The sequence below is a fragment of the Sphingomonas floccifaciens genome, assembly GCF_042681125.1.
In the GTDB taxonomy this organism is placed as follows: Bacteria; Pseudomonadota; Alphaproteobacteria; order Sphingomonadales; family Sphingomonadaceae; genus Sphingomonas; species Sphingomonas floccifaciens.
In genome coordinates this window covers 48978-60981 of sequence record NZ_JBHUFC010000006.1, presented here as the reverse complement: position 1 = coordinate 60981, position 12004 = coordinate 48978, and the positions used below count along the sequence as shown (strand labels likewise).

At 64.6% G+C, this 12004-nt stretch carries 14 protein-coding genes; all 14 read left to right on the top strand.

Annotated features, from left to right (window positions below; translation table 11 throughout):
- Positions 1 to 89 precede the first annotated feature (89 nt).
- The 14 genes from efp to nuoK all read left to right on the top strand — a co-directional run bounded on the left by efp (position 90) and on the right by nuoK (position 12001).
- Positions 90 to 653, top strand: a complete 564-nt coding sequence (efp, locus tag ACFSC3_RS13815; RefSeq protein ID WP_380941023.1) for an elongation factor P — start codon at positions 90 to 92, stop codon at positions 651 to 653.
- A gap of 128 nt (positions 654 to 781) precedes the next feature.
- On the top strand, positions 782 to 1582 hold the full coding sequence (locus ACFSC3_RS13810; protein WP_380941022.1) for an inositol monophosphatase family protein: 801 nt from the start codon (positions 782 to 784) through the stop codon (positions 1580 to 1582).
- A 278-nt stretch (positions 1583 to 1860) separates the two neighbouring features.
- Complete coding sequence (locus ACFSC3_RS13805; protein WP_380941021.1) at positions 1861 to 2235, top strand: NADH-quinone oxidoreductase subunit A; 375 nt, start codon at positions 1861 to 1863, stop codon at positions 2233 to 2235.
- 17 nt (positions 2236 to 2252) lie between these two features.
- The gene (locus ACFSC3_RS13800) at positions 2253 to 2810 is read left to right on the top strand and encodes a NuoB/complex I 20 kDa subunit family protein (RefSeq protein ID WP_380941466.1); all 558 of its coding nucleotides are present in this window, start codon (positions 2253 to 2255) and stop codon (positions 2808 to 2810) included.
- Positions 2807 to 3709, top strand: a complete 903-nt coding sequence (locus tag ACFSC3_RS13795) for an NADH-quinone oxidoreductase subunit C (RefSeq protein ID WP_380941020.1) — start codon at positions 2807 to 2809, stop codon at positions 3707 to 3709. Before ACFSC3_RS13800 ends, ACFSC3_RS13795 begins: the two co-directional genes overlap by 4 nt.
- Positions 3706 to 4941 (top strand): NADH-quinone oxidoreductase subunit D, encoded by a 1236-nt coding sequence (locus ACFSC3_RS13790; RefSeq protein ID WP_380941019.1) that lies wholly within the window; start codon positions 3706 to 3708, stop codon positions 4939 to 4941. The genes ACFSC3_RS13795 and ACFSC3_RS13790 overlap by 4 nt, the downstream gene beginning before the upstream one ends.
- 198 nt (positions 4942 to 5139) lie before the next feature.
- Positions 5140 to 5814: a complex I 24 kDa subunit family protein gene (locus ACFSC3_RS13785; protein ID WP_380941018.1), complete on the top strand. Its 675-nt coding sequence runs from the start codon at positions 5140 to 5142 to the stop codon at positions 5812 to 5814.
- Positions 5811 to 5975 (top strand): hypothetical protein, encoded by a 165-nt coding sequence (locus ACFSC3_RS13780; protein ID WP_380941017.1) that lies wholly within the window; start codon positions 5811 to 5813, stop codon positions 5973 to 5975. Before ACFSC3_RS13785 ends, ACFSC3_RS13780 begins: the two co-directional genes overlap by 4 nt.
- A 103-nt stretch (positions 5976 to 6078) precedes the next feature.
- On the top strand, positions 6079 to 7383 hold the full coding sequence (gene nuoF, locus ACFSC3_RS13775) for an NADH-quinone oxidoreductase subunit NuoF (RefSeq protein ID WP_380941016.1): 1305 nt from the start codon (positions 6079 to 6081) through the stop codon (positions 7381 to 7383).
- A complete protein-coding gene (nuoG, locus tag ACFSC3_RS13770; protein ID WP_380941015.1) occupies positions 7383 to 9389 on the top strand; it encodes an NADH-quinone oxidoreductase subunit NuoG in 2007 nt (668 codons plus the stop codon). Before nuoF ends, nuoG begins: the two co-directional genes overlap by 1 nt.
- A 112-nt stretch (positions 9390 to 9501) precedes the next feature.
- Positions 9502 to 10554, top strand: coding sequence for an NADH-quinone oxidoreductase subunit NuoH (gene nuoH, locus ACFSC3_RS13765; protein WP_380941014.1), 1053 nt, complete (start codon positions 9502 to 9504; stop codon positions 10552 to 10554).
- Positions 10551 to 11036, top strand: a complete 486-nt coding sequence (nuoI, locus tag ACFSC3_RS13760; RefSeq protein WP_380941013.1) for an NADH-quinone oxidoreductase subunit NuoI — start codon at positions 10551 to 10553, stop codon at positions 11034 to 11036. Before nuoH ends, nuoI begins: the two co-directional genes overlap by 4 nt.
- Positions 11037 to 11084: 48 nt before the next feature.
- Positions 11085 to 11699, top strand: coding sequence for an NADH-quinone oxidoreductase subunit J (locus ACFSC3_RS13755; RefSeq protein ID WP_380941012.1), 615 nt, complete (start codon positions 11085 to 11087; stop codon positions 11697 to 11699).
- Positions 11696 to 12001, top strand: a complete 306-nt coding sequence (gene nuoK / locus ACFSC3_RS13750; RefSeq protein WP_056424416.1) for an NADH-quinone oxidoreductase subunit NuoK — start codon at positions 11696 to 11698, stop codon at positions 11999 to 12001. The genes ACFSC3_RS13755 and nuoK overlap by 4 nt, the downstream gene beginning before the upstream one ends.
- Positions 12002 to 12004: the final 3 nt, after the last annotated feature.

Sequence of the window (12004 nt, the reverse complement as noted above, 5' to 3'; positions counted from 1 at the left end):
TCCTCGTGCCGCCATTTCGTGCCGCCGCGAAGAAGGACAGGGCTTCGACAAGCTCAGCCCGAATGGCGCTTTCAGCGATAGGCGTGGTAATGAAGATCAGCGGCGTCGACATCCGTCCCGGCAATATCATCGAGTACGAAGGCGGCATCTGGCGCGCGGTCAAGATCCAGCACACGCAGCCGGGCAAGGGCGGCGCGTATATGCAGGTTGAACTCAAGAACCTGCGCGACGGCCGCAAGAACAACGTCCGCTTCCGCTCCGCCGAGAGCGTCGAGCGCATCCGGCTCGACACCAAGGACTTCCAGTTCCTGTTCGCCGAGGGCGACAATCTGGTGTTCATGGACAAGGAAACCTACGACCAGACGACCCTGCCGCGCGACCTGCTTGGCGATGCGGCGGCCTTCCTGCAGGACGGCATGGACGTGGTGATGGAGCTTTACGACGAAGAAGCGATCTCGGTGCAGTTGCCCGACACGATCGAAGCGACGATCGTCGAGGCCGACGCGGTGGTGAAGGGTCAGACGGCTTCGTCCAGCTACAAGCCCGCGGTGCTCGACAACGGCGTGCGCGTGATGGTGCCCCCGCATATCGCGAGCGGCACGAAGATCGTCGTCGACGTCTACGAGCAGACCTATGTGAGGCGCGCTGACTGATCTTCTTGGCCCTCTCCCCGCCGGGGAGAGGGTTGGGAGAGGGGCCGTGCCGCAAGCGCCGGTCTCTATGAGACACCTTCCCCTCTCCCAACCCTCTTCCCAGAGGGGAGAGGGCTAGAAAGAGAATTATGGTTTCCCATTCCGGCCTCATCACCGTCATGGAACGCGCCGTCCGCAAGGCCGCGCCGCGTCTCCGCCGCGATTTCGGCGAGGTCCAGAACCTCCAGGTCAGCCGCAAGGGGCCGGCGGACTTCGTGTCGATGGCCGACAAGCAGGCCGAAGAGACGATCGTCGAGGAACTGCGCAAGGCGCGTCCCGACTGGGGCATGCTGCTGGAAGAGGGGGGCGAAATCGCCGGTGATCCCTCGAAGCCGCGCTGGATCGTCGATCCCTTGGACGGCACCAGCAACTTTCTGCACGGCATTCCGCACTTCGCCATCTCGATCGCGGTCGACGATCCGATCGGCGGAATCACCCACGGCATGGTCTATCAGCCGCTGACCGACGAGGGCTTCTGGGCCGAAAAGGGCCGCGGAGCGTGGGTTCAGGGCAATCGCCTGCGCGTGTCGTCGCGGCGTGATCTGGCCGACTCGCTGGTCGCGACCGGTATCCCGTTCCTGGGCCACGGCGACTTCGTGCAATGGAGCCGCATCTTCGGCGCGGTCGCTCCCGAAGTCGCCGGCATCCGCCGCTTCGGCTCGGCCGCGCTCGACCTCGCCTGGGTCGCGGCGGGGCGGTACGATGCTTTCTGGGAAAGCGGTCTGAAGCCCTGGGACGTCGCCGCCGGTTGGCTGCTGGTGAAGGAAGCTGGCGGCTTCGTCACCGACTTCCGCGGCACCGACCGCGCGGTGGAGAAGGGTGAAGTGCTGGCAGCGAACGACCAGCTCCACTCGCGCCTGCACAAGCTGGTCGCGAACGCGCTGCGGTAACCCTTCTGCCCTCTCCCTGTGGGAGAGGGTTGCGCAGACTTGGCAGCTTGCTGCCTAGTCGGAGCTGGGTGAGGGTGTCGTGCTCTCGGTAGCGCCAATCGGCCTCATCCAACCTCCGCTAAGCCGCTGACGCGACGAAGCTGCGGTATCCTTCTCTCTCCGGAGAAGGTTTGCCCGCCTTTTTGCGATTCATTCTCACGCCCGCAAACCCTTGCCCCCCGGGACCCCCGGGCCTAAAGCCCGCGTCATCCTTTTGTTCGCATCTGCGAGAGCGCATTTTGGTCGATCTGTCGCAATATCTGCCGATCCTGATGTTCCTCGGGATCGCGCTCGTCCTGTCGGGGGCGTTCGTCGTCCTGCCGATGATCGCCGCGCGCTTTACCGGCGCGCACAAGCCCACACCCGAAAAGCTGACCGAATATGAATGCGGCTTCCCCGCGTTCGAGGATTCGCGCAGCCAGTTCGACGTGCGCTTCTATCTCGTCGCGATCCTGTTCATCATCTTCGATCTCGAAGCTGCCTTCATCTACCCCTGGGCGGTCACGGTGTTCGATCTTGGTTGGGTCGCCTGGACGTCGATGATGATCTTCATCGGCGAACTGGCACTCGGCCTTGTTTACGCGTGGAAGAAGGGGGCGTTGGACTGGGAATGAGCCAGACACCTGACATCATGGGCCACTCGCAGCAGGGCAGTGTTCTGCTGCCACAGACGCCGGCGCCCGGTACGCTGCCCGATCAGGGCTTCTTCAACGACCTGAACGGTGAGTTGAACGACAAGGGCTTCCTGGTCACCTCGACCGAGGAGCTGTTCCAGTGGGCCCGCACCGGTTCGCTGTGGTGGATGACCTTCGGCCTGGCGTGCTGCGCGGTCGAGATGATCCACGTCAACATGCCGCGCTACGACCTCGAACGCTTCGGCGCCGCCCCGCGCGCGTCCCCGCGTCAGTCGGACGTGATGATCGTAGCGGGTACGCTCTGCAACAAGATGGCCCCGGCGCTGCGCCGCGTCTACGACCAGATGTCGGAGCCGAAGTACGTCATCTCGATGGGCAGCTGCGCCAACGGCGGCGGCTATTACCATTATTCGTACAGTGTCGTGCGCGGCTGTGACCGCATCGTGCCGGTCGACATCTACGTGCCCGGCTGTCCGCCGACTGCCGAAGCGTTGCTCTACGGCATCATGCAGCTCCAGCGGAAGATCCGCCGGGTCGGGACGGTGGAGCGGTGAGGGCGCCCGCACCCCGCTACACGCCCGGCCTGAACCCGGACGTCATCGAGCTCGCGACGTCGACGTTGGGCGGTATGCTCGTCGAGGCGACCGATTTGGTCGGCGAGGTCTCGCTGACGATTGACCGTGCGCAGATCGTGCCTGCGATGATCGCGCTGCGCGATACGCCCGGCCTTGAATATCAGCAGCTGATGGAAATCGCCGGCGTCGACTATCCGTCGCGGCCCGAGCGGTTCGACGTCGTCTATTGCCTGCTGTCGCTGACCCGCAACCACCGCATCCGCGTCCGCGTGACGACGGACGAAGTGCAGCCGGTGCCGTCGGTCACTGACATCTGGCCGGTCGCGGGCTGGCTGGAGCGCGAAGTCTACGACATGTACGGCGTGCTGTTCTCGGGCAATCCGGACCTGCGTCGCATCCTCACCGACTATGGGTTCCGCGGCCACCCGCAGCGTAAGGACTTTCCGCTGTCGGGCTTCGTCGAGCTGCGCTATTCGGAAGAAGCGAAGCGCGTCGTCTATCAGCCGGTTGCGCTCGCGCAGGACTTCCGCAATTTCGACTTCATGTCGCCGTGGGAGGGTGCGGAATACGTCCTTCCGGGCGATGAGAAGGCGCCGATGCCCGCTCCGGCTCCGACGCCGCCGACGCCTCAGACCGTGACTCCGTCGACGAACGTCGCCGCACAGCCGCAGGCCAAGGGCGCGCAGTCGCCGGTCACGGCCGATCAGCTGCAGAAGGCCGATGCCGCTGCCGCCGAGAAGCAGGTGGCCGACGTCGACAAGCCGAAGGTCAGCGAAGACACCGGCGACACGGGCGCCGGCAAGCCGCACCCCGATGACGGCCCCGCGCCTGCCAACCCCGATGTCGTGCCCAGCAAGGGCAAGGGGCAGAATCAATGAGCGAGTATATCGACGAGATCGACGGCCGCACCGACGCGGGTGATCCGACGCCGGGTGACGTCGAGATTCAGAACTACACGATCAACTTCGGTCCCCAGCATCCGGCGGCGCACGGCGTGCTGCGTCTGGTGATGGAGCTCGACGGCGAGATCATCGAACGTATCGATCCGCACGTCGGCCTGCTCCACCGCGGCACCGAGAAGCTGATCGAATACAAGACGTACCAGCAGGCGCTGCCGTATTTCGACCGGCTCGATTACTGCTCGCCGATGTGCATGGAGCACAGCTATGTGCTCGCGGTCGAGAAATTGCTCGACCTCGAAGTGCCGTTGCGTGCGCAATATCTTCGCGTGTTCTTCGCCGAGCTGACCCGCATCTGCAACCACATGCTGAACCTCGGCAGCCACGTCATGGATGTCGGCGCGATGACGCCGAACCTGTGGATGTTCGAGATCCGCGAAGACTGCATGAATTTCTTCGAGCGTGCTTCTGGCGCGCGCATGCATGCGAATTACTACCGCGTCGGCGGCGTTCACCAGGACGTGCCGCTGAAGCTGCTGACCGACATTGCCGAATGGCTCGACACGCGCCTGCCGCAGCTGTTCGAAGACGCGATCAGCCTGGTCGCCGAGAACCGCATCTTCAAGCAGCGCAACGTCGACATCGCCGTCGTCAGCCGCGATGACGCGGTGAAGTGGGGCTTCTCCGGCCCGATGATCCGCGCTGCCGGCATCCCGTGGGACCTGCGCAAGTCGCAGCCTTACGACGTCTATGATCGCATGGAGTTCGACGTCCCCGTCGGCACCCGCGGCGACTGCTACGACCGGTTCATGGTCCGCGTCGAGGAAGTCCGTCAGTCGGCGCGTATCATGAAGCAGTGCCTGGCCGAGATGCCCGAAGGCCCGATCATGACCACCGACCGCAAGGTCGGCCCGCCGAAGCGCGCCGAGATGAAGCAGTCGATGGAAGCGCTGATCCATCACTTCAAGCTCTACACCGAGGGCTATCACGTCCCCGCGGGCGAAGTGTATGTCGCGACCGAAAGCCCCAAGGGCGAATTCGGCGTGTATCTGGTCAGCGACGGCACCAACAAGCCGTACCGGTGCAAGATCCGCCCGACCGCGTTCAGCCACCTCCAGGCGATGGACTTCATGACGCGCGGGCACATGCTGGCCGACACCACTGCCATCCTCGGTGCGCTCGACATCGTGTTCGGGGAGTGCGACCGGTGAGGGCATTGGAACGCTTCTACCAAATGATGACAGCCGGGGGGCTTGTCGGAACTATCTTGTCGCTCGCGGGAGTTGATGGGCTTGGGTCTCCCCTGATGCTGATCGGCGGTGCGGGGATATTCTACGCGCTGGGTTACGGGCTCAGACATAAACGCAATCACGACGCTTGGCTTGAAGCGCGCGCGGGACGTAACGCACATGGCTGACGCACCCCAGATCCCCGACGAAGCGGAAGTCCGCGCCCGCTGGGGCGGCTTCGCTTGGACGGAAGAGAATCAGAAGAAGGCGAACGAGATCATCGGTCGCTATCCGGCCGGTCGCCAGCAGTCCGCGTCGATCCCGCTGCTCGATCTGGCCCAGCGCCAGGTGGGGGCGGAGACGCAGACGCAAGGGTGGCTGCCGATCCCGGTGATCGAATTCGTCGCGCGCCAGATCGGCGTCGCCTACATCCGCGTGCTGGAGGTCGCGACCTTCTACACGATGTTCAACCTCGCTCCCGTCGGCAAATTCCACGTTCAAGTGTGCGGCACGACGCCGTGCATGCTGCGCGGGTCGGACGACGTGATGGCGGCGTGCAAGAACATGGGGCTGAACAAGGGGCGGACGACGCCCGATGGCCTGTTCACGCTGACCGAGGTCGAGTGCATGGGCAATTGCGCCTCGGCGCCGATGGTCCAGATCAACGACGACAATTACGAAGACCTCGACTACGACCGCACCACCGCGCTACTCCAGGCGCTGGCCGCCGGCGAAACGCCGAAGACCGGCACGCAGGAGCCTGGCCGTCACACCGTCGAGCCGCTGGGCGGCCCGACCACGCTGACCGCGATGGTGTCCGAGAACCACGATTACCGCCCGGAGTGGTCGGCATGAGCAAGAACACGCTCGTCACCATTCTGGCCGTCATCGGTGCGATCGTCGTGGCAGGCTGGGTGCTGAAGCTCAGCTTCAAGCTGTTCGGTGTGCTGATCGGGGCGGCGATTGTCGTCGCGATCCTTGCCGGTGGTCAGAAGCTGCTGGGAGGCCGCAAGTGAAGCCCGCCTATCTCGCCATCTTCGCCGCGCTTCTTTCCGTGTTCATGTGCTTCATAGCGATCTACGCCGCCACGCAGGCCAAGAAGAAGAAGGGCGAAGACTGATGCTCGCCGACAAGGACCGCATCTTCACCAACCTCTACGGCTATCAGCCGTGGAACATCGACGCGGCGATGGCGCGCGGGGCGTGGGACAATACCAAGGCGCTGCTGGAGCTCCGCCAGGACACGATCATCGACCGTATCAAGGCGTCTGGCCTGCGCGGTCGCGGCGGTGCGGGCTTCCCGACCGGCATGAAATGGTCGTTCATGCCCAAGGAGCCGCGCGCCGATCGCCCGAGCTTCCTGGTCATCAACGCCGACGAATCCGAACCCGGTTCGTGTAAGGACCGCGAGATCATCCGGCATGACCCGCATCTGCTGATCGAAGGCGCGCTGGTCGCCGGCTTCGCGATGCGCGCGCGTGCGGCGTACATCTACATCCGCGGCGAATATATCCGCGAGGCGGAGACGCTGTTCGCCGCCGTTGCGGAGGCCTATGATCGCGGCTTCCTGGGCAAGAACGCGTGCAAGTCGGGCTACGACTTCGACGTGTTCGTCCACCGCGGTGCCGGTGCCTACATCTGCGGCGAAGAAACCGCGATGATCGAGAGCCTGGAGGGCAAGAAGGGCCAGCCGCGCCTGAAGCCGCCGTTCCCGGCCGGCGCGGGTCTCTATGGCTGCCCGACGACGGTCAACAATGTCGAATCGATCGCGGTCGCCCCCACCATCTTGCGCCGCGGCCCGGAATGGTTCGCGAGCTTCGGCGCCGAGAACAACAAGGGCACCAAGCTCTTCCAGATCAGCGGCCATGTCGAAAAGCCCTGCGTGGTCGAGGAAGCGATGAGCATCCCCTTCCGCGAACTGATCGAAAAGCATTGCGGCGGCATCCGCGGCGGGTGGGACAATTTGCTCGCGGTCATCCCGGGCGGTTCGTCGGTGCCGCTCGTTCCCGCGGCGCAGATCATGGACTGCCCGATGGACTTCGACGGGTTGAAGGCGCTGGGCTCAGGCCTCGGCACCGCGGCGGTCATCGTCATGGACAAGTCGACCGATATCGTCCGCGCGATCAGCCGCCTGTCGTATTTCTACAAGCACGAAAGCTGCGGCCAGTGCACGCCGTGCCGCGAAGGCACCGGCTGGATGTGGCGCGTGATGGAGCGGCTGCGCACCGGCGACGCCGACATCAGCGAAATCGACACGCTGCATCAGGTGACCAAGCAGGTCGAAGGCCACACAATCTGCGCGCTTGGCGACGCGGCGGCCTGGCCGATCCAGGGTCTGATCCGCCACTTCCGTCCGGAAATCGAACGCCGGATCATCGAACGGCAGGGCGGGGGTCTCTCGCCCATGCAAGAGGCAGCCGAATAATGCCGAAGGTTAAAGTCGACGGGATCGAAGTCGAGGTCCCTGCCGGTGCGACCGTGCTCCAGGCCTGTGAGGCTGCGGGGAAGGAAATTCCGCGCTTCTGCTATCATGAGCGTCTGAGCATCGCCGGCAACTGCCGCATGTGCCTGGTCGAGGTGAAGCCCGGACCGCCCAAGCCGCAGGCGTCGTGCGCGCTGCCGGCCGCGGACAACCAGGAAATCCGCACCGACTCGCCCATGGTGAAGGCGGCGCGTGAGGGGGTGATGGAGTTCCTGCTCATCAACCACCCGCTCGATTGCCCGATCTGCGACCAGGGCGGCGAGTGCGACCTGCAGGACCAGTCGGTCGCCTATGGCCGCGGCCATTCGCGCTACACCGAGAACAAGCGCGCGGTGACCGAGAAATATATGGGTCCGATCGTCAAGACGGTCATGACCCGCTGCATCCAGTGCACCCGCTGCGTGCGCTTCGCCGAGGAAGTCGCCGGCGTCGAGGATATCGGCGCGCTGTACCGCGGCGAGAACATGCAGATCACCTCGTATCTCGAAGGCGCCGTGCAGTCGGAGCTGTCGGGCAACGTCGTCGATCTGTGCCCGGTCGGTGCGCTGACGTCGAAGCCCTATGCGTTCGAGGCGCGTCCGTGGGAGCTGCGCAAGACGCTCAGCATCGACGTTATGGACGCGGTCGGCACCAACATCCGGCTCGACAGCCGCGGTCGCCAGGTGCTGCGCGCGCTTCCCCGCATCAACGAGGACGTCAACGAGGAATGGGCGCATGACAAGACGCGTCACCACGTCGACGGCCTGATCCGCCGCCGCCTCGACAAGCCGTACGTCCGTCGCGACGGCAAGCTGGTCGCGGCGAGCTGGGACGAAGCGTTCGACGCGATCGCTGCCGCCGCCAAGACGGCCGGGAGCAGCGTCGCCGCCGTCCACGGCGACATGCTCGATTGCGAGACGATCTTCGCGACCAAGACGCTGCTGACCGCGCTCGGTTCTAACCTGCACGAAGGTCGCCAGACGGGCGCCAAGTACGACACATCGAGCCTGGCCGCGGTCAACTTCAACTCGACGATCGCAGGGGTCGAACAGGCCGATGTGATCCTGCTGGTCGGCACCAACGTCCGTTGGGAAGCGGCGTTGGTCAACACGCGCATCCGCAAGGCGATCAAGAAGGGCGCGAAGGTCTTCGCGATCGGGCCGGAAACGGATCTGACGTACAGCGTCGAATGGCTCGGCAACGACCTGTCGCTGCTCGGCAAGCTGCCCGAGGCGGTGACGAAGGCATTCGCGGACGCCAAGTTCCCGATGGTCATCGTCGGCGGTGCGCCGCTGAACACCGCGCAGGGCGCGACGCTTGGCCTGATCAAGACGCTCGGCCTCGTGAAGGATGGGTGGAACGGCTATAACGTGCTGCACTTCTCGGCAGCGCGGATGGGCAGCCTGATGCTCGACTTCAGCCGCCCCGGCGGTGTCGCGGAGCTGATCGACGCCAGCCCGAAGCTCGTCTTCTTCATGGGCGCCGACGAAGTGAACCATGCCGCGTTCGGCGATGCCTTCAAGGTGTTCGTCGGTCACCACGGAGACAATGGCGCGCATCACGCCGATGTGATCCTGCCGGCGGCGACCTATGCCGAGAAGCCCGGCACCTACGTCAATATCGAGGGCCGCGTACAGCGTGGCGATCGCGCCGTCTTCCCGCCGGGTGATGCCCGCGAGGACTGGACGATCCTGCGCGCGCTGAGCGAGCGTCTGGGCTCGCCGCTGCCGTTCGATACGTTCGAGGAACTGCGCGCCAAGATGTACGCCGCGGTGCCGGCGCTGGCCGAAGAGGGCCTGGCTCGCTTCGATTGGTCGGTGCCGTCGCTGTCGGCCGAGGCTTCGGGTGAAGTCGCCTATCCGGTGAAGGACTTCTACCTGACCAACAGCATCTGCCGGGCGAGCCCGACAATGCAGCGGTGTTCGGCAGAAATCCTCCACGGGGAAGACTTTGCGGAGGCCGCGGAGTGAGCGTGCTTCAAACCAATCGTGCTCCCGCGAAGGCGGGAGCCCAGGGCGGCAAGCCCTGTCGCTCGTGGCTCTGGGCTCCCGCCTGCGCGGGAGCACGGGGGGGTAACTTCGAATGACCGCTTTCTTCCAGAACCTGGGCCTGCCCTACGCCGGCGCCTGGACGCTCGCCACGCTGGTCGGCATCCTCGTGATCGCGCTGCCGCTGATGCTGGCGGTCGCGATGATCATCTACGCCGATCGCAAGATCTGGGCGGCGATGGCGCTGCGTCGTGGTCCGAACGTCGTCGGGCCGTTCGGCCTGCTCCAGTCGTTCGCCGACGGTCTGAAGGTCTTCCTGCAGGAAACCATCATCCCGTCGTCGGCCAACCGCGGCCTGTTCTTGCTGGCGCCGATCATCACGTTCACGGTCGCGCTGATCGTGTGGGCGGTGGTGCCGTTCAGCCCCGGCGTCGTTGTCGCCAACATCAACGTCGGGCTGCTCTACGTGCTCGCGGCGTCGTCGATCGGCGTCTACGGCATCATTATCGCAGGCTGGGCGTCGAACTCGAAATATCCGTTCTTCTCGGCGCTTCGGGCCGCGGCACAAATGGTCAGTTACGAAGTCGCGATCGGCTTCATCCTGATCTCGGTCGTGCTGTGGGCTGGCAGCTTCAACCTATCGACGATCGTGACCGCGCAGACCGGGCATATCTTCGGTCTGCTGAACGGCTTCGGCTTCAACCCGCTGCTGTTCCCGATGGCGGTGACGTTCCTCATTTCATCGATGGCGGAGACGCAGCGCGCGCCGTTCGATCTGACCGAGGCGGAGTCGGAGCTCGTCGCGGGCTACCAGACCGAATATTCGTCGATGAGCTTCGCGCTCTTCTGGCTCGGCGAATACGCCAACGTCATCCTGATGTGCGCGCTCAACGCCATCCTGTTCTGGGGTGGCTGGCTGCCGCCGGTCGACTGGGCGCCGCTCTATTTCGTGCCGGGCATCCTTTGGCTGTTTGCCAAGATCCTGTTCTTCTTCTTCGTGTTCAGCTGGGTGAAGGCAACGGTCCCGCGCTATCGGTACGACCAGCTGATGCGCCTGGGTTGGAAGGTGTTCCTGCCGCTCAGCCTGTTCTTCGTCTTCCTCGTCTCGGGGTATCTGATGTTTGCTCGTGTGGGAGCGCCGCTGTGAGCCTCGCCCAAGTCGTCCGATCGTTCACCTTGTGGGAGTTCATCGGTGCCCACGCCAAGACGTTGAAGTATTTCTTCAAGCCCAAGGCGACGATCAACTATCCGTTCGAGAAGAACCCGATCTCGCCGCGGTTCCGGGGCGAGCATGCGTTGCGCCGTTATCCGAATGGCGAGGAACGCTGCATCGCGTGCAAGCTGTGCGAGGCGGTGTGTCCGGCGCTGGCGATCACGATCGAGGCCGAACCGCGCGACGACGGCAGCCGCCGCACGACGCGCTATGACATCGACATGACGAAGTGCATCTACTGCGGCCTGTGCCAGGAGGCTTGCCCGGTCGATGCCATCGTCGAGGGGCCGAACTTCGAATTTTCGACCGAGACGCGCGAAGAGCTGATCTACGACAAGAGCAAGCTGCTCGCGAACGGCGATCGCTGGGAACGTACGCTCGCGGCCAACCTTGCCGCCGATGCGCCGTACCGGTAAGCGCGCCATGACTTTCGATTCACCGATGGCAGGGGGCCATCCCGCGTCATGATCCAGGCCATTGCCTTCTACCTGTTCGCAGGCATCGTGCTGCTGTCGGGCGCGCTGACGATCTCGTCGCGCAACCCGGTGCATTCGGTGCTGTGGCTCATCCTGGCGTTCTTCAACGCCGCCGGCTTGATGGTGCTCGCAGGCGCCGAATTCATCGCGATGCTGCTCGTGATCGTCTATGTCGGCGCGGTCGCCGTGCTGTTCCTGTTCGTGGTCATGATGCTCGACATCGACTTCGCGGAGCTGCGCGCCGGCTTCGTCCGCTACATGCCGGTCGGCGTCGCGCTGGCGCTGGCGCTGGCCGCGGAGATCGTGATCGGGGCGGGTGCGTGGAGCGCCGGCGGCGTCGCACTGTCCGCCAAGGCCGCCCCGGTCGTCGCCGACGTACCGAATATCGAGGCGATCGGACGGCTGATCTATTCGCGCTACCTGTTCATCTTCGAGCTTGCCGGGCTTGTCCTGCTGGTCGCGATGATCGGTGCGATCGTGCTGACGCACCGCGAGCGCGGCGGTGTGCGCAAGCAGTCGATCCACAGCCAGATCAATCGCCGCTCGAAGGATGCGGTGCGCAACGTAAAGGATGTCGCCGTGGGGCAGGGGGTCGAGCTGTGATTGGTCTGACCCACTATCTGGTCGTCGCCGCGATCCTGTTCGGTCTCGGCGTGTTCGGCATCGTCGCCAACCGGAAGAACCTGATCCTGATCCTGATGGCGATCGAGCTGATCCTGCTCGCGGTGAACATCAATCTCGTCGCCTTTTCGTCCTACCTCGGCGATCTGGTGGGGCAGGTGTTCGCGATGTTCGTGCTGACCGTCGCCGCCGGCGAGGCGGCGATCGGGCTCGCCATCCTGGTCATCTATTTCCGCGGCCGTGCGACCATCTCGGTCGACGACGTCAACCGCATGAAGGGGTAAGGC